Source organism: Mycobacterium sp. IDUB_19 (genome assembly GCF_055419445.1).
In genome coordinates this window covers 15,439-37,145 of sequence record NZ_JBVAXR010000004.1, presented here as the reverse complement: position 1 = coordinate 37,145, position 21,707 = coordinate 15,439, and the positions used below count along the sequence as shown (strand labels likewise).

21 protein-coding genes and 1 pseudogene are annotated in these 21,707 nt (G+C 66.6%); 14 read left to right on the top strand and 8 right to left on the bottom strand.

Annotated elements, in window-relative coordinates; all coding sequences use genetic code 11:
• Positions 1–89 precede the first annotated feature (89 nt).
• On the top strand, positions 90–281 hold the full coding sequence (locus tag ACZY0B_RS05220) for a helix-turn-helix domain-containing protein (RefSeq protein ID WP_463762968.1): 192 nt from the start codon (positions 90–92) through the stop codon (positions 279–281).
• Positions 282–334: 53 nt separating this feature from the next.
• On the opposite strand, the gene ACZY0B_RS05215 is transcribed toward ACZY0B_RS05220, so the two are convergent.
• Positions 335–922: a TetR/AcrR family transcriptional regulator gene (locus tag ACZY0B_RS05215; RefSeq protein WP_463762967.1), complete on the bottom strand. Its 588-nt coding sequence runs from the start codon at positions 920–922 to the stop codon at positions 335–337.
• A gap of 67 nt (positions 923–989) precedes the next feature.
• Complete coding sequence (locus tag ACZY0B_RS05210; RefSeq protein ID WP_463762966.1) at positions 990–3,812, bottom strand: aconitate hydratase; 2,823 nt, start codon at positions 3,810–3,812, stop codon at positions 990–992.
• A 191-nt stretch (positions 3,813–4,003) separates the two neighbouring features.
• Here ACZY0B_RS05210 and ACZY0B_RS05205 point away from each other — a divergent pair, with 191 nt between their 5' ends.
• The 6 genes from ACZY0B_RS05205 (at position 4,004) to ACZY0B_RS05180 (ending at position 10,308) form a co-directional block, all read left to right on the top strand.
• A complete protein-coding gene (locus ACZY0B_RS05205; RefSeq protein ID WP_463762965.1) occupies positions 4,004–4,588 on the top strand; it encodes an Rv1476 family membrane protein in 585 nt (194 codons plus the stop codon).
• A 240-nt stretch (positions 4,589–4,828) separates the two neighbouring features.
• A complete protein-coding gene (ripA, locus tag ACZY0B_RS05200; protein WP_463762964.1) occupies positions 4,829–6,268 on the top strand; it encodes an NlpC/P60 family peptidoglycan endopeptidase RipA in 1,440 nt (479 codons plus the stop codon).
• Between the two features lie 9 nt (positions 6,269–6,277).
• Complete coding sequence (gene ripB, locus ACZY0B_RS05195; protein WP_463762963.1) at positions 6,278–7,003, top strand: NlpC/P60 family peptidoglycan endopeptidase RipB; 726 nt, start codon at positions 6,278–6,280, stop codon at positions 7,001–7,003.
• A 173-nt stretch (positions 7,004–7,176) separates the two neighbouring features.
• Positions 7,177–8,304, top strand: coding sequence for a chaperone MoxR1 (moxR1, locus tag ACZY0B_RS05190; RefSeq protein WP_463762962.1), 1,128 nt, complete (start codon positions 7,177–7,179; stop codon positions 8,302–8,304).
• A complete protein-coding gene (locus ACZY0B_RS05185; protein ID WP_463762961.1) occupies positions 8,301–9,254 on the top strand; it encodes a DUF58 domain-containing protein in 954 nt (317 codons plus the stop codon). The genes moxR1 and ACZY0B_RS05185 overlap by 4 nt, the downstream gene beginning before the upstream one ends.
• A 46-nt stretch (positions 9,255–9,300) precedes the next feature.
• The gene (locus tag ACZY0B_RS05180; protein WP_463762960.1) at positions 9,301–10,308 is read left to right on the top strand and encodes a VWA domain-containing protein; all 1,008 of its coding nucleotides are present in this window, start codon (positions 9,301–9,303) and stop codon (positions 10,306–10,308) included.
• Between the two features lie 61 nt (positions 10,309–10,369).
• Here the strand turns inward: ACZY0B_RS05180 and ACZY0B_RS05175 are convergent, their stop codons facing one another.
• A complete protein-coding gene (locus ACZY0B_RS05175; RefSeq protein ID WP_463762959.1) occupies positions 10,370–11,209 on the bottom strand; it encodes a hypothetical protein in 840 nt (279 codons plus the stop codon).
• An 87-nt stretch (positions 11,210–11,296) separates the two neighbouring features.
• Between ACZY0B_RS05175 and fabG1 the strand changes: the two genes are divergently transcribed.
• The 3 genes and pseudogenes from fabG1 (at position 11,297) to ACZY0B_RS05160 (ending at position 13,987) form a co-directional block, all read left to right on the top strand.
• Positions 11,297–12,052 carry a 3-oxoacyl-ACP reductase FabG1 gene (gene fabG1, locus ACZY0B_RS05170; protein WP_463762958.1) on the top strand — a complete coding sequence of 252 codons (756 nt, stop codon included), beginning with the start codon at positions 11,297–11,299 and terminating at the stop codon, positions 12,050–12,052.
• Between the two features lie 50 nt (positions 12,053–12,102).
• Complete coding sequence (gene inhA, locus ACZY0B_RS05165) at positions 12,103–12,912, top strand: NADH-dependent enoyl-ACP reductase InhA (RefSeq protein WP_463762957.1); 810 nt, start codon at positions 12,103–12,105, stop codon at positions 12,910–12,912.
• Between the two features lie 6 nt (positions 12,913–12,918).
• A pseudogene (locus ACZY0B_RS05160) lies at positions 12,919–13,987 on the top strand (ferrochelatase).
• Here the strand turns inward: ACZY0B_RS05160 and ACZY0B_RS05155 are convergent.
• The gene (locus ACZY0B_RS05155) at positions 13,953–14,897 is read right to left on the bottom strand and encodes a hypothetical protein (RefSeq protein WP_463762956.1); all 945 of its coding nucleotides are present in this window, start codon (positions 14,895–14,897) and stop codon (positions 13,953–13,955) included. The pseudogene ACZY0B_RS05160 and the gene ACZY0B_RS05155 sit on opposite strands and share 35 nt — an antisense overlap.
• A 57-nt stretch (positions 14,898–14,954) precedes the next feature.
• On the opposite strand from ACZY0B_RS05155, the gene ACZY0B_RS05150 reads away from it, so the two are divergent.
• The 3 genes from ACZY0B_RS05150 to ACZY0B_RS05140 are packed head-to-tail and all read left to right on the top strand — an operon-like array spanning position 14,955 to position 16,946.
• Positions 14,955–15,386 (top strand): NfeD family protein, encoded by a 432-nt coding sequence (locus ACZY0B_RS05150; RefSeq protein WP_463762955.1) that lies wholly within the window; start codon positions 14,955–14,957, stop codon positions 15,384–15,386.
• A gap of 48 nt (positions 15,387–15,434) precedes the next feature.
• Positions 15,435–16,580, top strand: a complete 1,146-nt coding sequence (locus tag ACZY0B_RS05145) for an SPFH domain-containing protein (protein ID WP_463762954.1) — start codon at positions 15,435–15,437, stop codon at positions 16,578–16,580.
• A 9-nt stretch (positions 16,581–16,589) separates the two neighbouring features.
• Positions 16,590–16,946 (top strand): DoxX family protein, encoded by a 357-nt coding sequence (locus ACZY0B_RS05140; RefSeq protein ID WP_463762953.1) that lies wholly within the window; start codon positions 16,590–16,592, stop codon positions 16,944–16,946.
• Here ACZY0B_RS05140 and ACZY0B_RS05135 read toward each other — a convergent pair.
• Genes ACZY0B_RS05135 through ACZY0B_RS05120 form a run of 4 tightly spaced genes read right to left on the bottom strand, consistent with a single transcriptional unit; the run spans position 16,943 to position 19,643 of the window.
• On the bottom strand, positions 16,943–17,428 hold the full coding sequence (locus tag ACZY0B_RS05135; RefSeq protein WP_463762952.1) for a nitroreductase family deazaflavin-dependent oxidoreductase: 486 nt from the start codon (positions 17,426–17,428) through the stop codon (positions 16,943–16,945). The two genes, ACZY0B_RS05140 and ACZY0B_RS05135, sit on opposite strands and share 4 nt — an antisense overlap.
• A gap of 23 nt (positions 17,429–17,451) precedes the next feature.
• Positions 17,452–17,784, bottom strand: coding sequence for a hypothetical protein (locus ACZY0B_RS05130; protein ID WP_463762951.1), 333 nt, complete (start codon positions 17,782–17,784; stop codon positions 17,452–17,454).
• Between the two features lie 49 nt (positions 17,785–17,833).
• Positions 17,834–18,835 (bottom strand): S1 family peptidase, encoded by a 1,002-nt coding sequence (locus ACZY0B_RS05125; RefSeq protein WP_463762950.1) that lies wholly within the window; start codon positions 18,833–18,835, stop codon positions 17,834–17,836.
• Positions 18,836–18,884: 49 nt separating this feature from the next.
• Positions 18,885–19,643, bottom strand: coding sequence for a TVP38/TMEM64 family protein (locus ACZY0B_RS05120; protein WP_463762949.1), 759 nt, complete (start codon positions 19,641–19,643; stop codon positions 18,885–18,887).
• A 192-nt stretch (positions 19,644–19,835) separates the two neighbouring features.
• On the opposite strand from ACZY0B_RS05120, the gene mutA reads away from it, so the two are divergent.
• Positions 19,836–21,707: a methylmalonyl-CoA mutase small subunit gene (mutA, locus tag ACZY0B_RS05115; RefSeq protein ID WP_463762948.1), complete on the top strand. Its 1,872-nt coding sequence runs from the start codon at positions 19,836–19,838 to the stop codon at positions 21,705–21,707.

Sequence of the window (21,707 nt, the reverse complement as noted above, 5' to 3'; positions counted from 1 at the left end):
TCGCACGCGAATTCGGCGAAATCAACCCGCGTATGAGAGCAAGTTCTTACTCTGAGTGCTTGGGTTGTGTTTCAAGCGTGGAGGGGACAGTGCCAAAGTCGAAAGAGATGCGCGCCGAGTTGTTGCATGAGCTGCGCAATGCCTACGAGAGGGGAGCGAGCATTCGCAAGCTCGTCGCCAACACCGGCAGGTCGTACGGGTCGATTCACAGCATGCTGCGCGAGTCGGGTACCACGATGCGCAGCCGCGGCGGACCCAACCATACGTCTCGGCCCCACTAGGCCCCTTGGGCCCGCGCCCACGAACGGCACTGCGAGCCTTTTCGCGGTGCCGTTTACTTGGCCTCCTGCGGCCCAGAATCCTTGCGGCGCACCGAGTTCTCCACTAGATCGAGGACCGCGAACAGCCGCTGCGGATCTTCCCCGGAGGCCAGCCGAGCCACCAAGCCGTCCAGGACCAGTTCCAGGTAGCACTGCAACACGTCACCGGGTACGTCGTCGCGCACCCGGTGTGCTTCCTTCTGCCGTTGCAGCCGAGCATGTGTCGCCGCTGCCAGTTCCGCGGAGCGCTCCGACCATCCGCGGCTGAACGCGGGGTCGTTGCGCAGCTTCCGCGCGATCTCCAACCTCGTTGCCAACCAGTCGAACTGCTCAGGCGCGGCGAGCATGTCGCGCATCACCTGGATGAGGCCCTCGCGGGACGCGACGTCGGCCATCCGCTCGGCGTCCTCGTGCGCGAGCGCGAAAAACAGGGCGTCCTTGTCCCGGAAGTGGTGGAAAATCGCACCACGTGACATCCCGATCGACTGCTCCAGCCGCCGAACCGTGGCTCGGTCATAGCCGTGTTCGGCGAAGCATCGACGAGCACCGTCAAGGATCTGGCGGCGGCGAGCCGCCAGATGGTCCTCGCTGACTTTGGGCACGGGAGGCCGACTCAGGTCTTCGGGTGTCGACCCGCTGCGCCCGGCCGCGCCGGGCTTGCGATCGCCACTAGCCGGACTTGAGCATGTTGCGCAGCACGTACTGCAGGATGCCGCCGTTGCGGTAGTAGTCGGCTTCACCGGGGGTGTCGATGCGCACCACCGCGTCGAACTCGATGTCGTCTCCGCCCTCTTTGCTTGCCTTGACGTGCACCGTCTTCGGCGTCTTGCCGTCGTTGAGCGCATCGATACCGGTGATGTCGAACACCTCGGTGCCGTCGAGTCCCAACTCTTGGGCCGTCTTGCCTTCGGGGAATTGCAACGGAATCACGCCCATGCCGATCAGGTTGGAGCGGTGGATGCGCTCGAACGACTCGGCGATCACGGCCCGCACGCCCAGCAACCGGGTTCCCTTGGCGGCCCAGTCTCGTGAAGATCCCGACCCGTACTCCTTACCGCCCAGCACTACCAGCGGGATGTTGGATGCCGCATAGTTTTGCGCCGCGTCGTAGATGAAGGCCTGCGGAGCGCCGTCCTGGGTGAAGTCGCGCGTGTACCCACCGGAGACGTCGTCCAGCAACATGTTGCGCAGCCGGATGTTGGCGAAGGTGCCGCGGATCATCACCTCGTGGTTGCCGCGTCGCGACCCAAAGGAGTTGTAGTCCTTGCGGTCCACGCCGTGCTCGTCGAGGTACTGGGCGGCCGGGGTGCCCGGCTTGATGCTGCTGGCCGGGGAGATGTGGTCGGTGGTCACCGAGTCACCCAGCAGCGCCAGCACCCGGGCGCCGGTGATGTCGGCGACCGGCTCGGGTTCGGCGGGCATGCCCTCGAAGTACGGGGGCTTGCGTACATACGTTGAATCCGAGGCCCACTCAAAGGTATTGCCGCTCGGGGTGGGCAGGTTGCGCCACCGTTCGTCGCCCTTGAACACATCGCCGTAGTTCTTGGTGAACATCTCGGAGTTGATTGCCGAGGCGATGGTGTCGGAGACGTCTTTCTGCGACGGCCAGATGTCTTTGAGGAAGACGTCGTTGCCGTCCTTGTCCTTGCCCAGTGGCTGCGACTCGAAGTCGAAGTCCATGGTCCCGGCCAGCGCGTAGGCCACGACGAGCGGCGGTGAAGCCAGGTAGTTCATCTTCACATCCGGGTTGATGCGGCCCTCGAAGTTTCGGTTGCCGGACAGCACGGAGGTCACCGAAAGGTCGTTGTCGTTGATGGCCTTCGAAATCTCTTCCGGCAGCGGGCCGGAGTTGCCGATGCAGGTGGTGCAGCCGTAGCCGACCAGATAGAAGCCGAGCTTCTCCAGGTACGGCCAGAGGCCGGCCTTGTTGTAGTAGTCGTTGACGACCTGCGAGCCGGGCGCCATCGTGGTCTTGACCCACGGCTTGGACGTCAAGCCCTTCTCTACGGCGTTGCGGGCCAACAGCGCTGCGCCCAGCATCACCTCGGGGTTGGAGGTGTTGGTGCACGACGTAACCGCGGCGATCACCACCGCGCCGTGGTCGAGCACGAACTCGCCACGCTCGTCGGAGCGCACCGTCACCGGGCTGCTGGGGCGGCCCTTGGCATGTGCGGCCGCCGAATGTACCTGGGGAACGTCGTCGGCATGTCCGTTCGTCACAGCGCCCGGATCGCTGGCCGGGAAAGTCTCGTCGACTGCCTCGTCCAGTTTCGAGTAGCCCTGTTGGCCGTCCGCGTCGCCATCGACGTAGCTGAGAATTTGCTCACGGAACGTGGACTTGGCGTCCGACAAAGCGATTCGGTCCTGCGGACGCTTCGGTCCGGCGATCGACGGCACCACGGTGGACAGGTCGAGCTCGAGGTACTCGGAGAACGCCGGCTCGTGCTCGGGGTCGTGCCACATGCCCTGTTCTTTGGCGTACACCTCGACAAGTGCCAGCTGCTCGTCCGTGCGGCCGGTGAACTTCAGGTAGGAGATGGTCTCCTCGTCGATCGGGAAAATGGCTGCGGTGGAACCGAATTCGGGGCTCATGTTGCCCAGCGTGGCGCGGTTGGCCAACGGCACCTCCGACACACCCTCGCCGTAGAACTCGACGAACTTGCCGACCACGCCGTGCTTACGCAGCATCTCGGTGACGGTCAGCACCACATCGGTGGCGGTGACGCCGGGCTTGATCTCGCCGCTCAGCTTGAAGCCGACGACGCGTGGGATCAGCATCGACACCGGCTGGCCCAGCATCGCGGCCTCCGCCTCGATGCCACCCACGCCCCAGCCGAGCACGCCGAGGCCGTTGACCATGGTGGTGTGGGAGTCGGTGCCCACGCACGTGTCGGGGTAGGCCACCCCGTCGCGCTCCATCACCACGCTCGCCAGGTATTCGATGTTGACCTGATGCACGATGCCGGTGCCGGGCGGCACCACCTTGAAGTCGTCGAAGGCGCCTTGTCCCCAGCGCAGGAACTGGTAGCGCTCACCGTTGCGCTGATACTCGATCTCGACGTTGCGCTCGAAGGCGTCGGCGGTGCCGAACAGGTCGGCGATCACCGAGTGGTCGATCACCAGATCGGCCGGCGCCAGCGGGTTGACCTTCTCCGCCTTGCCGCCGAGGTCGCCGATCGCCTCGCGCATGGTGGCCAGGTCGACGATGCACGGCACACCGGTGAAGTCCTGCATCACGACCCGGGCGGGTGTGTACTGGATCTCAATGCTGGGTTCCGCCTTGGGATCCCAGTTCGCGATCGCCTCGATGTGGTCCTTGGTGATGTTGGCGCCGTCTTCGTTGCGCAGCAAGTTCTCGGCGAGCACCTTGAGGCTGTAGGGGAGTTTCTCGGTATTGGGTACGGCGTCGAGGCGGTAGATCTGGTAACTCTTGTCGCCGACCTTCAGGGTGTCGCGGGCTCCGAACGAGTTCACAGAATCTTTGTTGGTCACATCAACTCCCTGGGATTAAATTCTTCCGCCGACGGGCCGTGTCGGCGGTGCATTGCCAACTTTAACAGTACGCTTGTCCTATATTACAGCGGCACTCCAATTTCCAGTCTTGTCGGGTCGAGGCCGGGTTGAAACCCCTTTTTCCGACTGTTCGCGTACGGTGCCTGTAGCACCGAGGGAGGAGGCACACAGTGACCGGGCAAGGATCGTTCGTCCGACTACCCGAGACCACCTTCTTCTCGCACCCGGTCCTGCCCGCCTACATTCCGCAAGACGTCGACATGTCGGCGGTCAAGGCCCAGGTCGCCGCCTCCGGCGTCAGTGCGCCGCCGGACGCCCTGCCGGCCCTGCTCGATGTGGTCAACCATGCTCATGCCGCAGGCATCAATCTCAAAATTGTGTTGCTCGACCACAATCCGCCGAACGACACGCCGTTGCGCGATATCTCCACCGTGGTGGGCGCCGACTACCCGGATGCCACGGTCCTGACGCTCAGCCCGAGCTACGTCGGCAGCTACAGCACGCATTTCCCCCGCGTCACCCTCGAGGCCGGCGAAGACATCGCCAAGACGGGCAATCCGGCGGTCTCGGCGCAGCATTTTTTGCACGAGCTGGAAAGCCCCGAGTTCCCTTGGACCGGGTTGACTATTTTCCTGCTTGTCGGCGTGCTCGCGGCGGCCGTCGGCGCCCGGTTCCTGCAGCTGCGCAGCAGGCGGTCAGCAACCTCGGCGGATGCCAACGAGGCTGACCTAGCAGAGCCCGCCAAGGGCGTCTAACCACGCACGTCCGCCTCGGCCGGTCCGGCCGGGGCGAACTGACGACCTTCTTCGGCAAATCGCGTAGGTCACCGTTCGGTCACATTAAACGCACGTAGAGGGTTGCGATTTGTGACGAGCATTTCCCCGGCGACCGGTGTGACGTACGGTGCAAATGATGCTCGTGTTGTCTTTGGCGCTTATAGAGATAAATGTGTCTGGCGCCGCCGTCCGTGTTGAGCCCAAGGGGAGCTAAGTCGAATGAGACGCACACGCCGGGGCTCTGCTGCGCGACCGGCCGCCAGGCTGGCTCGTTCAGTCATTCCAGCGGTCCTGAGCGTGGCCCTGCTCGTCACCACACCGGGTCTGGCGCAAGGTGATCCGAACCCCGACACCCTCGGCGCGCTGATCGCGAACGTCGCCAAGGCCAACCAGCGACTGGACGACCTGAGCGCCGAAATCCAGACGGAGCAAGAGGCCGTCAACAAGGCCCTGGTCGATGTGGAGACCGCACGGGACAATGTGACCAGCGCCGAGCACGACCTCGAGGTCAGCCGGCAGTCGGTCAAGGATGCCAACGCGGCAATCGCTGCGGCCCAAGGTCGTTTCAACACTTTCGCGGCGGCCACCTACATGAATGGTCCGTCGGGCAGCTACCTGACCGCGACCAGCCCCGAGGACATCATCGCTACCGAGTCCGCCTCGAGGACCCTGGCGGCCAGTTCCCAGGCCGTGATGGACAACCTGCAGCGGGCCCGCACCGAGCAGGTGAATAAGGAGTCCGCGGCTCGGCTGGCCAAGCAGAAGGCCGAAAAGGCCGCTGCCGACGCGAAATCCAGCCAGGATGCCGCGGTCGCCGCGCTCACCAACTCGAAGGGCAAGTTCGACGAACAGCGTGAGCAGATCACTCGCCTGGCCGTCGAGCGCGACGAGGCCCAGGCCAAACTTCAGCAGGCCCAACTCGCCTCCGCGCATTGGTCGACCGGCACAGGGGCGCCCGGTGCGCCGGCGTCGGGCGACCGGTGGGATCCGGGCGCGCCGGCCGCGACGCCGCCGTCCGGGGGCCGGCACTGGGACGGTTGGGATCCCACGCTGCCCATGGTGCCGAGCGCGAACGTGCCGGGTGACCCGGTCGCGGTGATCAACCAGGTGCTGGGCATCTCGGCGACCTCGACACAGGTCACCGCCGGTCTGGGCAAGGGCTTCCTGCAGCAACTCGGCATTCTCAAGCCCGACGACACCGGGATCACCAACGCCGCACCCGGTGGGGTCGGCGGACGTATTCCGCGGGTTTACGGTCGGCAGGCCTCCGAATATGTGATCCGCCGCGGCATGTCGCAGATCGGCGTGCCCTACTCCTGGGGCGGTGGCAACGCGGCCGGCCCAAGTAAAGGAATCGACTCCGGCGCCGGGATCACCGGCTTCGACTGCTCGGGCCTGGTCCTGTACTCGTTCGCCGGGGTGGGCATCAAGCTGCCGCACTACTCGGGTTCGCAGTACGGCCTGGGCCGCAAGATCCCGACCTCTCAGATGCGCCGCGGTGACGTCATCTTCTACGGCCCGGGCGGCAGCCAGCACGTGACGATCTACCTCGGTCAAGGCCAGATGCTCGAAGCCCCCGACATCGGTCTGAAGGTGCGCATTGCGCCGGTGCGCACCAGCGGCATGACCCCCTACGTGATCCGCTACATCGAATACTAACGAGGAGCTATGCGGCACAAGCGTTTTCGCATGATCAACCTGGCCTGGATCACCACACTGGTGACCGGGCTGATGTTGTCTGTCGCCGCTCCGGCCAACGCCGACCCCGGCGGCTGGGATCCGACGCTGCCCGCACAGATCAGTGCCGGCGCTCCCGGTGACCCGCTGGCCGTGGCCAACGCGTCGCTACAGGCCACCGCGCAGGCCACCCAGACCACGATGGACCTGGGCAAGCAATTTCTGAGCGGACTCGGGATCAACCTCGGTGGCGATGCGCCCGCCGCCGCTGCCACGCCCAGTAATCCGGGCGCCAAGATTCCGCGAGCGAACGGCCGTCAGGCCATCGAGTACGTGATCCGCCGAATGGGTTCCCAGATGGGTGTGCCGTATTCGTGGGGTGGTGGCTCACTGGACGGGCCCAGCAAGGGTGTCGGCGACGGCGCCAACATCAACGGCTTCGACTGCTCGGGCCTGATGCGGTACGGGTTCGCCGGCGTTGGCGTGCTGATCCCACGGTTCTCCGGTGACCAGTACAACGCCGGGCGCCACATTCCTCCCAACGAGGCCAGGCGCGGCGACCTGATCTTCTACGGCCCGGGCGGCGGCCAGCACGTCACCATGTATCTGGGCAACGGCCAGATGCTGGAGGCCTCCGGAAGTGCGGCGAAGGTGACCGTGAGTCCGGTTCGCAAGCCCGGTATGACGCCGTACCTGACTAGGATCATCGAGTACTGACCCGGTGTGCCGTCGGGATCGAGACCGGACCTGGCGGGTCTGATTTGCTCGTCAGCGCAGCGCGGCGTCGACGGAATCCCAGGGGCCTGGAATAGTTGGACCAGGGCACGTCGCTGCCCCGCGACATTTGTCGTGACGGCAGTTGTGTCCGATTGAGCTGTGGAGGGTTGTTAATGACAGCAGCAGGTGGGCCGCCCCCGGGCGCCAGCGGTTACTCGGGTCCGAGCGGGCAGCCTGGCCCCGGAGCCCATGCGGCGCCAGGTGGCGCCGACGGATTGGCTGCCGAAGTGCACACCCTGGAACGGGCGATCTTCGAGGTCAAGCGGATCATCGTCGGCCAGGACCAGCTCGTGGAGCGGATGCTGGTCGGCCTGCTGTCCAAGGGCCATGTGCTGCTCGAAGGTGTCCCCGGCGTGGCCAAGACGCTCGCCGTCGAGACGTTCGCCAAGGTGGTCGGCGGCACGTTCGCGCGTATCCAGTTCACGCCCGACCTGGTGCCCACCGACATCATCGGTACCCGCATCTACCGGCAGGGCAAGGAGGAGTTCGACACCGAACTCGGCCCGGTGGTGGTCAACTTCCTGCTCGCCGACGAGATCAACCGCGCGCCCGCCAAGGTGCAGTCGGCGCTGCTGGAGGTCATGGCCGAGCGTCAGGTGTCGATCGGTGGCAAGAGATTCCCGCTGCCCAACCCGTTCCTGGTGATGGCGACGCAGAACCCGATCGAGCACGAGGGCGTCTACCAGCTGCCCGAGGCGCAGCGCGACCGCTTCCTGTTCAAGATCAACGTCGGCTACCCCACGCCCGAGGAAGAACGCGAGATCATCTACCGGATGGGCGTCAAGCCGCCGCAGCCCAAGCAGATCCTGGACACCGGCGACCTGCTGCGGTTGCAGGACCTCGCGGCCAACAACTTCGTTCACCACGCCCTGGTCGACTATGTGGTGCGCGTCGTCTTCGCTACCCGCGCACCCGAGCAGCTCGGGATGAACGACGTCAAGAGCTGGATCGCGTTCGGCGCATCCCCGCGCGCCTCGCTCGGCATCATTGCCGCCGCGCGTTCGCTGGCGTTGGTGCGGGGTCGCGACTATGTGGTCCCGCAAGACGTCGTCGAGGTCATTCCCGACGTGTTGCGCCACCGTTTGGTGCTGACCTACGACGCGCTCGCCGACGAGATCTCGCCCGAGATCGTCATCAACCGAGTCCTGCAGACGGTTGCCCTTCCTCAGGTGAATGCCGTTCCGCAACAAGGTCATTCGGTGCCCCCGGTGATGCAGGCCGCAGCGGCCAGCGGTCGGTGACCGATTCCAAAACGCCGGCGGTCGTCCATCCGCCGTCGATGCTCCGTGGCGAGATCGATGACCCGAAGTTGTCGGCAGCGCTGCGCACGCTCGAGCTCACCGTCAAACGCAAGCTGGACGGTGTCCTGCACGGCGACCACCTCGGCCTGATTCCCGGGCCGGGTTCGGAGCCGGGGGAGTCGCGCGAGTATCAGCCCGGCGACGACGTCCGCCGGATGGACTGGGCAGTCACCGCGCGGACTACCCACCCGCATGTCCGGCAGATGATCGCCGACCGCGAACTGGAGACCTGGTTGGTGGTCGACGTGTCGGCCAGCCTGGACTTCGGCACCGCCTTCTGTGAGAAGCGGGACCTGGCGGTTGCCGCCGCGGCGGCTATCACCTACCTCAACAGCGGTGGCGGCAACCGGCTCGGTGCCCTGGTTGCGAACGGCGCCACGATGACCCGAGTGCCGGCGCGCTCCGGACGTCAGCACCAACAGACGCTGTTGCGCACGATCGCAACCATGCCTAAGGCGCCGGTCGGAGTGCGCGGTGACCTGGCGGTTGCCATCGACGCGTTGCGCCGGCCGGAACGCCGTCGCGGAATGGCCGTGATCATCAGTGACTTCCTGGGCCCGATCAACTGGATGCGCCCGCTGCGCGCGATCGCGGCCCGCCACGAGGTGTTGGCCATCGAGGTGCTCGATCCGCGCGATGTCGAGCTGCCCGATATCGGTGATGTCGTCCTGCAGGACGCCGAAACCGGCGTGACCCGCGAATTCACCGTCGACGCGCAACTGCGAGACGACTTCGCCAAGGCGGCGGCGGCGCATCGTGCCGACGTGGCCCGAACGATTCGTGGTTGTGGCGCACCGGTTTTGACGCTACGCACCGACCGGGACTGGATCGCCGACATCGTTCGTTTCGTGGAGTCCCGCCGGCGCGGGGCTATGGCGGGGCGCCAGTGACTGGCGCTTTTCCGAAGGCGGTCATGCACAGCAAGACGGGTCTGTTATGACAATGCCTTTGCTCGGCGCGATGTCGCTGTCCGGGTTCGCACACGCGTGGTTCTTCCTTTTCCTGCTCGTCGTTGTCGGGTTGGCCGTGCTGTACGTGGTGATGCAGTTGGCCCGCGAGCGACGCATGCTGCGGTTCGCCAACATGGAGCTGCTGGAAAGCGTGGCCCCCAAACGGCCCGCCAAATGGCGGCATGTACCGGCGATCCTGCTGGTGGCATCGCTGGTGTTGTTCACCGTCGCGATGGCCGGGCCGACGAACGACGTCCGGATTCCGCGTAACCGCGCGGTGGTGATGCTGGTGATCGACGTCTCGCAGTCGATGCGTGCCACCGACGTCGAACCCAACCGGATGGCCGCCGCGCAGGAGGCGGCCAAGCAGTTCGCCAACGAGCTCACCCCGGGAATCAACCTCGGGCTGATCGCCTACGCGGGCACCGCGACGGTGCTGGTGTCGCCAACGACCAACCGCGACGCGACCAAGATCGCGCTGGACAAGCTTCAGTTCGCCGACCGCACCGCCACCGGGGAGGGGATCTTCACCGCACTGCAGGCCATCGCCACGGTCGGCGCGGTCATCGGTGGCGGCGACACGCCGCCCCCGGCTCGCATCGTGCTGTTCTCCGACGGTAAGGAGACGATGCCGACCAACCCGGACAACCCCAAGGGCGCCTTCACCGCCGCGCGCACCGCCAAGGACCAGGGCGTGCCGATCTCCACGATCTCGTTCGGCACCCCGTACGGCTTCGTGGAGATCAACGACCAGCGCCAGCCGGTGCCGGTCGACGACGAGACGCTCCGGAAAGTCGCCCAGCTCTCCGGCGGAAACTCGTTCAACGCCTCGACACTGCAGGAGCTCAAGGCCGTCTACTCGTCGTTGCAGCAGCAGATCGGCTACGAGACGATCAAGGGCGACGCCAGCGTGGGCTGGCTGCGGCTGGGTGCGCTGGTGTTGGCGCTGGCAGCGCTGGCGGCCCTGCTGATCAACCGCCGGCTGCCGACCTAGCCTCCCTTTTCTCGCGAATCTAACCTGGCTGCGATTTTCGGCCCGGATTTTCGCACTGCGGTTAGGCTCGCGACGCGCGTGCCTCGCCTACGCGCCGGATGATGTCGTCAGGGTGATCCTCGGCAATGACGCGGATGATGATCCACCCCATGCGCTCCAACGTTCCCAAGCGGCGTATGTCCTTGACGTATTGCCGCCGGTCCGACCGATGCTGATCACCGTCATACTCGACGGCCACCTTGATGTCTTCCCAGCCCATGTCCAAATACGCTTCACGCCAACCCCATTCGTTGCGGACGACGATCTGCGTCTGTGGCCGGGGAAGTCCCGCCCGGATCAATAGCACGCGCAGCCAGGTTTCCTTGGGCGATTGCGCACCGCCGTCGACGAGGCCGAGAGCGGCTCGGGCGGCTTTGATGCCACGGCGACCCCGATAGCGCTCGACTAATTGGTCGACGTCGGCCAGTTTCAATTCCGTTGCCTGGATGAGGGCATCGACCGCGGCGACTGCGGGGTCCAGCGGGAAACGACTGGCCAGATCGAGTGCCGTTCGCTCCGGTGTCGTCACGCACATGCCGTCGACGACACAGACTTCGTCGGACTCGATGCGATCTTCCCAGATTTGTATTCGCGGCTCACGGCGGGCGTTTGTGTCGATGATCGCAGCCGGTAAGGCCGGGTCGATCCACCTTGCGCCATGCAACGCGGATGCGGAAAAGCCGGCGAGGATGCCGCGGCGACGCGAGCGTAGCCACAGCGCTGTGGCTCGCAACGCTGCGGTCAGCTCTATATCGCGCGACACGTACACATCTTTGTGTAGCGCGACATGCCGGCTGCGCAGCTCGTAGGGAGTCAACAACCCTGCGGCCAGGGCTTCGCTGCCCAGAAAAGGCTCCGCCATGGCGGAAGTGTGCCGACAACCACCGACAGTCGGCCGACATGCCAGGGGCATTGCAGCCCCGCCGCACCGAGGCGATAAGTTGGCCGGGTGACTGACGTAGCCACCGAGCTCGCCGCCGCCGGCGGCAAACCCGCATTCGTATCCCGTTCGGTCCTGGTGACGGGCGGAAACCGGGGGATCGGTCTGGCGATCGCGCAGCGGCTGGCGGCCGACGGCCACAAGGTCGCCGTGACGCACCGCGGTTCGGGTGCGCCCGAGGGGCTGTTCGGCGTCGTGTGCGATGTCACAGACAACGACGCCGTCGACCGCGCCTTCAAAGAGGTCGAGGAGCACCAGGGTCCGGTCGAGGTGCTGGTGTCCAATGCCGGCATCTCCGCGGACGCATTCCTCATCCGGATGACCGAGGAGCGGTTCGAGAAGGTCATCGACGCCAACCTCACCGGTGCGTTCCGGGTGGCCCAGCGCGCATCGCGCAGTATGCAGCGGAAGCGATTCGGCCGGATCATCTTCATCGGGTCGGTGTCCGGCAGCTGGGGTATCGGCAACCAGGCCAACTACGCGGCCGCCAAGGCCGGTCTGATCGGCATGGCCCGCTCGATCTCCCGGGAGCTGTCCAAAGCCGGTGTCACCGCGAACGTCGTCGCCCCCGGCTACATCGACACCGAGATGACCCGCGCGCTCGATGAGCGGATCCAAGAGGGCGCCCTGGACTTCATCCCGGCCAAGCGGGTCGGCACTGCGGAGGAGGTCGCCGGGGCGGTCAGCTTCCTGGCGTCCGAGGATGCGAGCTACATCGCCGGTGCGGTGATCCCGGTCGACGGTGGTATGGGTATGGGTCACTGACCCAAAAACTTTGGCTTATCAGCACTTTCCCTGAATAAGGAGTCAGCACAATGGCAGGCATTCTCGAGGGCAAGCGGATCCTGGTCACCGGGATCATCACCGACTCCTCGATCGCGTTTCACATCGCCAAGGTGGCCCAGGAAGCGGGGGCTCAGTTGGTGCTGACCGGATTCGATCGGTTACGGCTGATTCAGCGCATCGCCGATCGGCTGCCGGAGAAGGCCCCGCTGATCGAACTCGATGTGCAGAACGAGGAGCACCTGGCGTCCCTGGCGGACCGCATCAGCGCCGAGATCGGCGAGGGCAACAAGCTCGACGGCGTGGTGCACTCGATCGGTTTCATGCCGCAGACCGGAATGGGCATCAACCCGTTCTTCGAAGCGCCCTACGAAGACGTGTCCAAGGGCATCCACATCTCGGCGTACTCGTATGCTTCGCTGGCCAAAGCGGTGCTGCCGATTATGAATTCCGGCGGCTCCATCGTCGGGATGGATTTCGACCCGACCCGCGCCATGCCGGCCTACAACTGGATGACGGTTGCCAAGAGCGCGCTGGAGTCGGTCAACCGGTTCGTGGCGCGCGAGGCGGGTAAGTCCGGGGTGCGCTCGAATCTCGTTGCCGCCGGACCGATCCGGACGCTCGCGATGAGCGCGATTGTCGGTGGCGCGCTCGGCGAGGAAGCCGGCGCTCAGATGCAGCTACTGGAGGAGGGCTGGGACCAGCGCGCCCCGATCGGCTGGAACATGAAGGACCCGACGCCGGTCGCCAAGACCGTGTGCGCGCTGCTTTCGGAATGGCTGCCCGCGACCACTGGCTCCATCATCTACGCCGACGGCGGCGCCAGCACCCAATTGCTTTGACCAGCAATGGATTTTGACGCCGTCCTGCTGCTGTCCTTCGGTGGACCAGAGGGCCCGGAGCAGGTGCGACCGTTCCTCGAGAACGTCACCCGCGGCCGCAATGTGCCACCGGAACGGCTAGACGACGTCGCCGAGCACTACTTGCATTTCGGCGGTGTCTCGCCGATCAACGCCATCAATCGGGCGCTGATCGCGCAGCTGGAAGCCGAATTAGGCGACCGCGGTTTGGATCTGCCGGTGTACTTCGGCAATCGCAACTGGGCCCCCTACGTCGAAGACACGGTTACGGCCATGCGTGACGACGGTGTTCGTCGCGCCGCGGTGTTCACCACGTCAGCCTGGAGCGGCTATTCCAGCTGCACGCAGTATGTCGAAGACATTGCTCGCGGCCGTCGGACCGCCGGGCCGGATGCGCCCGAATTGGTCAAGCTGCGGCCCTATTTCGATCACCCGCGGTTCGTGCAGATCTTCGCCGACGCCATCGGTGCGGCCTCCGGCGCCCTCACCGCCGAGCAACAGGCCGGCGCCCGTTTGGTGTTCACCGCGCATTCGATTCCGGTGGCCGCCGACGAGCGGGTGGGGCCACGGCTGTACAGCCGTCAAGTCGCCTATGCCGCAAGCCTTGTGGCAGCTGCCGCCGGCTACACCGAGTACGACCTGGGCTGGCAGTCGCGGTCGGGCCCGCCGCAGGTGCCGTGGCTGGAACCCGATGTTGCGGACCAGCTGACGGCACTGGCGGAGGCCGGCACCAAGGCCGTCATCGTCTGTCCCATCGGATTCGTCGCAGACCACATCGAAGTGGTCTGGGATCTCGACGAAGAATTGAGATCACAAGCGCAGGCGGCCGGCGTCGCGCTGGTGCGAGCGTCGACGCCCAACGCCCACCCGCGTTTTGCGCAACTGGCCGCGGACCTGATCGACGAACTGCGGTACGGCCGCGCGCCCGAGCGGGTGAGTGGCCCTGACTCCGTACCCGGTTGCCTTGCCAGCACTAACGGCGCAGCGTGCGGTCCGCCGCATTGCGTTGCGCGAGAAAGCAGTTAGTCGGTCCAGGCCGAGTGCAGGATCGCGTTGACCGCGGCCATCCGCGCCGAACGCACCACGGTGGTCAGCGGTCGCAGCGCATCGCTGGCGATGCGAGCCTCCGACGTGGATTGCGTTCCGAGCGGTTCCAGGCCGGCGGCGATGTGGGCAGTGGAACGGTCGGGCGAGTCGGCCCGGCTGAGCCCGGCGCTGACCGCGACGATCGCGTCGACGTGCGCGGCGTTCTCCAGCACCCGCACTGCACGCGACGGCGCGTGGTCGGGAATCCGGTGTTGCCGTGCGGATTCCAGCAACTGCTCGACAAGTCCTCGCGGATCGTCGATGTCGCTTGCCGATCCCAGTCCGATGGCGCCGAGCGCATCGGCGGCCGAACGCACGGCCGACCGCAGCGAGTATTCGGCATCGCCCAGCTCGTGGTGTTCGAACACCGGCGCGCCGGGCAGGGAATAGACCGTCCACGCCAGTGCACACAATTCCGGTTCCGCCGGGTCGTCGCCGCCGGCCTCCTCGAGATCGGCGTACGAGAACTCGGGGACCAGGCCGACAGCGGCGGTGGGATCGTCGGGGTGGGTGATGATCACCGCCTCACCGACGGCCAGCGCGTCGCGCTCGAACTGTGTCCCGGGGGCCAGCCCGCGCACGTCACCGGGTACCGGCAGCACCACGTTGATCGTCCCCGGCAACGGGCCCGGGGTACCCGCAGCCCCCGGCAGCGCCACCCGGCCAACCGCGGCGCGCAGCGTCTGCAACAGCGAGACGGTCCCGGCGTCGTGAACGTCGGGCCACGGCAGCCCGGTGTGGCCGGCGGCGACGGCATCATACGCCGTGACCGATTGCTTTGGCGCCCAAAGAGATAGCGCGTCCAACACGTCGTCGGGCGCAGCCTTGCCCGCGAGCCAGGCGTTAGCCCACACGGACAGCGAAACACTGGGACACCACATGATCTCGCAGTGTAGTTGTTTGGTCCGGCAAAGGCGGATCACGCGTATTCTGACGGCATGGCGATCGCGCTGAGCTGGCTAATCTTCGCACTGGCTCTTGCCGGTGCGGAGGCACTGACGGGCGATATGTTCCTGTTGATGCTGGGCGGCGGTGCGTTGGCCGCCTCGGCCACCGCATGGCTCACGGATTGGCCGATCCTGGCCGACGGGGCGGTGTTCCTGATTGTTTCGGTCTTGATGGTCATCCTGGTGCGGCCCGCGCTGCGGCGCCGGCTGACGCCCACCCACGAGCTGCCCACGGGCATCAAGGCCCTCGAGGGCAAAAGCGCGTTGGTGCTTGATCGGGTCACCCGCGACGTGGGCCAGGTGAAGCTTGACGGCCAGGTGTGGACGGCACGCCCGTTTAACGACGGCGATGTCTACGAACCCGGCGAATCGGTCACTGTCGTGCACATCGACGGCGCGACGGCGGTGGTGGTCAAACAGTAGCCCGTCGACACAGGCGCTGCGAAAGCGCAGCGAGAGAAAGGAACTCCGGTGCAAGGTGCGGTTGCTGGTTTGGTGTTGCTGGCTGTCCTGGTGATCTTTGCGATCATCGTGGTGGCCAAATCGGTCGCGTTGATCCCGCAGGCCGAGGCCGCGGTGATCGAGCGGCTGGGTCGGTACAGCCGCACGGTCAGCGGGCAGCTGACGTTGCTCATCCCGTTCATCGACCGGGTGCGTGCCCGCATCGACCTGCGCGAGCGGGTGGTGTCGTTCCCGCCCCAGCCGGTGATCACCGAGGACAACCTGACCCTCAACATCGACACCGTGGTCTACTTCCAGGTCACCGTTCCGCAGGCCGCCGTTTACGAGATCAGCAACTACATCGTCGGCGTCGAGCAGCTCACCACGACCACCCTGCGCAACGTGGTCGGCGGCATGACGCTGGAGCAGACCCTGACCTCCCGGGATCAGATCAACACCAAGTTGCGCGGCGTGCTCGACGAGGCGACCGGCCGGTGGGGCCTGCGGGTGGCCCGGGTGGAGTTGCGCAGCATCGACCCGCCGCCGTCGATTCAGGCCTCGATGGAAAAGCAGATGAAGGCCGACCGGGAGAAGCGGGCGATGATCCTGACGGCCGAAGGTAGCCGGCAGGCCGCGGTCACCCAGGCCGAAGGCGCCAAGACGGCCCAGATTCTGGCCGCCGAGGGCGCCAAGCAGGCGGCGATCCTGGCCGCCGAGGCCGACCGGCAGTCCCGGATGCTGCGCGCGCAGGGTGAACGCGCCGCGGCCTACCTGCGGGCACAGGGGCAGGCCAAGGCGATCGAGAAGACGTTCGCCGCGATCAAGGCCGGCCGGCCCACTCCGGAGATGCTGGCCTACCAGTACCTGCAGACGCTGCCGGAGATGGCGCGCGGTGACGCCAACAAGGTGTGGGTGGTCCCCAGCGACTTCAGTGCGGCGTTGCAGGGTTTCACCAAGCTGCTGGGCACTCCGGGTGAGGATGGGGTCTTCCGGTTCGAGCCGTCTCCGGTCGACGACGTACCCAAGCACGCGGTCGACGCGGACGACCCCGAGGTCGCCGACTGGTTCTCCACCGAGACCGATCCTACGATCGCCCAGGCGGTGGCCAAGGCCGAGGCCATAGCCCGCCAGCCGGTGGACGGCCGCCCGGGGGCACCACCGGAATTGACGCAATAGGATTGCGACATGAGTGTTTTGACTTCACCGAAGACCTACGCGGGGCTTGCCGCGTTCCACGCCGTCGACGCGGTCCTGTGCGGCGTCCAGGTGGCTCCCATCAAGAAAACTCTGGACACCGTGGGGGTCCCGGAGGATATCCGCCCGGTGATACCGGTGGTGAAGGCGGCCGCAGCGGTCGGGCTGGCCTCCGTCACCCGATTCCCTGCTCTGGCGAGGCTGACGACAGCGATGCTGACGCTGTACTTCGTGTTGGCGGTGGGCGCGCATGTCCGGGTTCGTGACAAGGTCGTCAACGGTCTTCCGGCCGCGGTGTTTTTGGCCATCTTCGCCGCGATGACGGTGAAGGGACCGGACCAGACCTAGTCGAGGCGCAACTCGACCAGCGGCAGCGGGGTATCGGTGTCGGTGATCGGAACGCCGAGCGTCTCCTCGAGCACCGGTCTGAACTGCTCCCACGTTCGCCGGTGGCGGTCGCGGTAGTCGGCCAGAGTGCGATCGGCCTCCCGCTGGTCCAGGACACGTGCGGTGGCGGGCGCGGGTGGGCGGCTGCCGACGTAGATTCGCACCGGCGGATGGGCTTGGATGTTGCGGAACCACTGCGCTTTTCGGCCGAAGCCGGACGCGACGACGTACGTGTCCGCGGCGGGATGGTCGACCACTTCCAACACCGCGTAGCGCCGGATTCGCGACTTGCGGCCCAGATGTTCGAGCATCAGGATGCGCGAGCCGAACAGCGCGCCCCCGCGAGCCCTATAGATCCAGATTGGGGCGCGGACGAGGGGCCTGGACCGCAACAGCCGCCCGGCCGCCCTGGTGACGAGGGATCGCGAATGTGCTTGTGCCACTTAGGCCATCCCGCGGGTGCTGCTCACGATTGCGGCGAGGCCGGCTCGAGCGGGAGTGACGGCGGCAGCGCGTGCGGGCCCGGCGGCAACGGTGGCATGGGCACGGCACTCGGTGCCGGCGCCGGTGTGATGCCCGCCGGAGGGGCAGACGGCGCGGGATACCCCGACGGCGGTGTCGACGAGAACGGCGGCGGATAGGGCGGCGGCGGCAGCTGGACCCGGACGGTGAAGACCAGGCCGGTGACCGCGAAGGCGGCGATCGCGCCGAGGATCAGGCCAACCAGCCCGGCACCGACCAACGCCGCGGTGGAAAACCGCCGTCCGGGTGCGCCGGTGTGGGTGGTGTCGGACGTCATGTGGCTCCCCACGTTGCTCGTCGGATCGGGACCGTGGTGTGACCGGTCACTAGCGCGGACCGGGTAGTTGCGCGGTCATGGCGGTCAGATGCCATTTGTCCAGCCACGGCTGCACCAGCTCGGCAACCGAGTATTTGGCCGGGGCCAGGCAGCCCGCCCTGGGACTGGCCGGATTACTGCCGCGAATGTCGATGCCGACCGCGGTGGCGGTGCCGTCGTTTTGGACCAGATAGACCGGGCCGCCGGAATCGCCGCATTGACCGCCCGCCGAGAAGGAGACCTTGCTCTCGGTGACGTCGAACACCGGCCCACATTCGGCCTCACCGCTGCTCATGCCGAATTTGCACAGCTCCTGCCCGATCGACAGATCGGTGGTGACCCCCGTGATCGGCAGCCTGGCGGCGACGGCCGGGCTCTGCGGGATGTTGTCGCCGTCGAGCACGATCAGGCCGATGTCGTGTTGCTCGTCGTGCACGCCCTCGTTGACCGTCCGGGCGAACGTGCCCAGCTTTGCGTACGGGAGGATGCCGCCGAGGTTCATCACCACCTTGCTTGGTTCGCCGGGCCGATTACAGTGACCCGCGGTGAGAAGACCGGCCTCACCCGTGCCGGTACGCACCAAAAACCCAGCCGTGCAACCCATTCCGCCGGAGCCGTCGGCGTATTCGACATAGATGCCCGCACCCGGGCCGGCGGCGGCCGACGCTGGCAATGCGATCGGGGTCAGTTCGGGCGCGAGCGCGGGCTCTTGGGTGTGCTGGAGATGCTTGGGTGCCAGCCAGATGGCCGTCATGCACACAGCGGCGGCGAATGCCGCGGCGATCGTCAGCCACGAGGCGCGTGTTCGCTCCCGTGCGGCATGCGGGTAAGAGACGGCCGGTGTCGCGACTACACCACCGGCCGGTACGCGATGCGGCTTGATCCGATCCAGCAGGAAGGACAAGAGCGCGACGCCCACCGACGCGAGGGCGCCGAGCAGGAGCACGAGCAGGCCGGCCCGCGACGGCTGCAAGCCGAAACTCGCAAGCTGCTGCGCGTACACCCGCTCCATTGAGTAGATCTTTCAGGCAACTGGCGGCGCACTCAACAGTGCGGCTCGGTTAGCTGATGATGACCGGCTCGGACGCGGGCTCGTCGGGGTGCGCCGTGCGGTGGTGCCGACGGTAGTGACGGACTTCGAGGAACAACCCGGTGAGCCCCAACGCGCTGGTGACCAGCGACACCAGGAACAGCAGCGGGCTGGGGTGACCGGCCAGCGCGTCGCCGAGAAAAACCACCGCGGCGGTGCCGGGCAGCAGACCGGCCAGCGTGGCCAGCGTGTACGGCAGGATGCCCACGGCGGACGCGGCGGCGGCGTAGTTGACCGCCGAAAACGGCAGGACGGGAATCAGCCGCAGCGACAGGACCGACACCCAGCCCCGCTCGCGCAGCCGCTGGTCGGCCCGGTGCAGCGCCCGGTAGCGGACCAGCCGGTCGAACCGCCAGCCGGCCGCGCGAACCAGCACCAGCGCCAGCACCGCGCTCGCGGTGCTGGCGACCACCGCGATCAGCACGCCCAGGGCCGGACCGAACAGCAACCCTGCGGCCAGGGTGAACGCCGTGCGGGGGATCGGCACCACCGTGACGACGATGTGCGCGATCAGAAATGCCAGGGGAAACCACGGGCCCAGCGATTGAGCCCAGTCGCGCAGCTGCACCGCGCTGGGCAGCGGAACGCACAGCGCCACCGCGACCAGGACTGTGATACCGACCACTGCCCCGATGGCGCGCGGCCGGGACACCTGGCGCACAGTCATAACCAGCGCGCGCCAGAGACTGCGCAGCGTGCTGGTGGTTTTGGAAGTGGCGGGGCCCGTCACGTCACTAAACGTTACGGGCCAGAAATGAATAACCTGTATCCCGGGCCTGGCGTTTCGCTCTTGCCCTGGGCCGATCGATTTCACCGCGCGGTTTTCGGGCGGCGGGGGCAATCAATTAGCCTGATTAGCGAGTCGCGTGTCCTCCGCAACCTCAAGCAACGTTGCCAATAGCTGCGAAAACAGGAGCAGTCGGTGTCCATTGATGTACCCGAGCTCGCCGACCTAGAACAGGTTCGCGAGCGCTGGCGCACCGCGGTTGCCGGTGTGCTTGCCAAGAGCGCCCGCAAGGAACCCGCCGAGTTGGGGGAACAGCCCGAGCATCTGCTGGACACCCAGACATATGACGGGTTCGCCATCCGCCCGCTCTACACCGCGTTCGACGAGCTGCCCGAACCGCCGCTGCCCGGCGAGTGGCCCTACCTGCGTGGCGGGGACCCGTTCCGTGACGTGAAATCCGGCTGGAAGGTCGCTGAGGCCTTTCCCGCCGCCGGTGCTATCGCCGCCGAAGCCAACGCGGCCGTGCTGGGCGCACTTGGCGACGGAGTCAGCGCGCTGCTGATCCGAGTCGGGCAGGACGGTGCGGCTGTCCAGGAGCTCGAGGCGCTGCTCGCGGGCGTCTACCTGAGCATGGCGCCGATCATCATCGAGGCCGGCCCCGACTACCGGGCGGCGGCCGACGCGATGCTCACCTTGGTGGCCGACGTCGAAGCCGACCAGCGCGCCACCTTGTCGATAGACCTGGGCGCCGACCCCCTGACCGCGGCACTGAGCGGGCGTCCCGCGCCGGTGATCGACGACGTGATCGCGGTGGCTTCGCGCTTGACCGACGAGCGCGGCGTGCGGGCAATCGCCGTCGACGGACCCGCCTTCCACAACCTCGGCGCCAACGCGACCTGGGAACTGGGCGCCTGCATCGCGGCCGCGGTGGCCTATCTGCGGGTGCTCACCGAGTCGGGGATGCCGGTCGGTAAGGCGCTGGGCCAGATCAGTTTCCGGCTGGCCGCCGATGACGACCAGTTCATGACGATCGCCAAGATGCGCGCCGCGCGTCAACTGTGGGCGCGGGTCGCGGAGGTCGTCGGCGAACCCCAAGCCGGCGGGGCGATCGTGCACGCTCAGACGTCGCTGCCGATGATGACCCAGCGCGATCCGTGGGTGAACATGCTGCGTTGCACTCTCGCTGCCTTCGGCGCCGGTGTCGGCGGCGCAGACACCGTGCTGGTGTTCCCGTTCGACATTGCGATCCCGGGCGGATTTCCCGGCACGGCAAGAAGTTTCGCGCGGCGTATCGCGCGAAACACCCAGCTGCTGCTGCTGGAGGAGTCGCACGTCGGGCGGGTGCTGGATCCCGCCGGTGGATCGTGGTTCGTCGAAGATCTCACCAAACAGCTTGCCGAGGGGGCATGGGAGCAATTCCAGGGGATCGAGGGCCGCGGCGGATTCGTCGACGCTCGTGACTACATCGCCGAACAGATCGCTGATATCGCCGGACGGCGCGCTGACGACATCGCGCATCGTCGCACGGCGATCACCGGCGTGAACGAATTTCCGAACCTGGCCGAACCCGCACTGCCGCAAAGTGATTCGATCGGCCAGCCGGATGTCGGCAACTTGCAGCGCTATGCCGCCGCATTCGAGGGGCTACGCGATCGCTCGGATGCGTTCCTGGCGCGCACCGGTGCCCGCCCGCAGGCGCTCTTGCTTCCGTTGGGTCCGCTGGCCGAACACAACATCCGCACCACGTTCGCTTCGAACCTGTTGGCCTCGGGCGGCATCGAGGCGGTCAACCCGGGAACGCTGGACGCCGATGGCGTCGCCGCGGCGGTGTCCGCTGCGGGATCGTCCGCCGTAGCGGTGCTCTGCGGCACTGACAAGCGCTACGGCACCGAGGCGGCCGGGGTCGTCGACGCGGCGCGTAACGCGGGAGTGTCGCGGGTCTACCTGGCCGGACCGGAAAAGGCGGTCGCCGACATCGACCCGGAGCACCGGCCCGACGAATACCTGACAGCCAAAATCAATGCGATCGAAGCCCTTTCGGATCTGCTTACTCGGTTGGGGGCGTAA

What these genes read in the sequence shown, in the direction of transcription:
- moxR1 (WP_463762962.1), top strand. Translation starts at nt 7,177, where the DNA reads ATGACAGCAGCAGGTGGGCCGCCCCCGGGCGCCAGCGGTTACTCGGGT.
- ACZY0B_RS05155 (WP_463762956.1), bottom strand. Translation starts at nt 14,897, where the DNA reads ATGTGGTGTCCCAGTGTTTCGCTGTCCGTGTGGGCTAACGCCTGGCTC.
- ACZY0B_RS05150 (WP_463762955.1), top strand. Translation starts at nt 14,955, where the DNA reads ATGGCGATCGCGCTGAGCTGGCTAATCTTCGCACTGGCTCTTGCCGGT.
- ACZY0B_RS05125 (WP_463762950.1), bottom strand. Translation starts at nt 18,835, where the DNA reads ATGGAGCGGGTGTACGCGCAGCAGCTTGCGAGTTTCGGCTTGCAGCCG.
- ACZY0B_RS05140 (WP_463762953.1), top strand. Translation starts at nt 16,590, where the DNA reads ATGAGTGTTTTGACTTCACCGAAGACCTACGCGGGGCTTGCCGCGTTC.
- ACZY0B_RS05175 (WP_463762959.1), bottom strand. Translation starts at nt 11,209, where the DNA reads ATGGCGGAGCCTTTTCTGGGCAGCGAAGCCCTGGCCGCAGGGTTGTTG.
- ripB (WP_463762963.1), top strand. Translation starts at nt 6,278, where the DNA reads ATGCGGCACAAGCGTTTTCGCATGATCAACCTGGCCTGGATCACCACA.
- ACZY0B_RS05180 (WP_463762960.1), top strand. Translation starts at nt 9,301, where the DNA reads ATGACAATGCCTTTGCTCGGCGCGATGTCGCTGTCCGGGTTCGCACAC.
- ripA (WP_463762964.1), top strand. Translation starts at nt 4,829, where the DNA reads ATGAGACGCACACGCCGGGGCTCTGCTGCGCGACCGGCCGCCAGGCTG.
- ACZY0B_RS05130 (WP_463762951.1), bottom strand. Translation starts at nt 17,784, where the DNA reads ATGACGTCCGACACCACCCACACCGGCGCACCCGGACGGCGGTTTTCC.
- inhA (WP_463762957.1), top strand. Translation starts at nt 12,103, where the DNA reads ATGGCAGGCATTCTCGAGGGCAAGCGGATCCTGGTCACCGGGATCATC.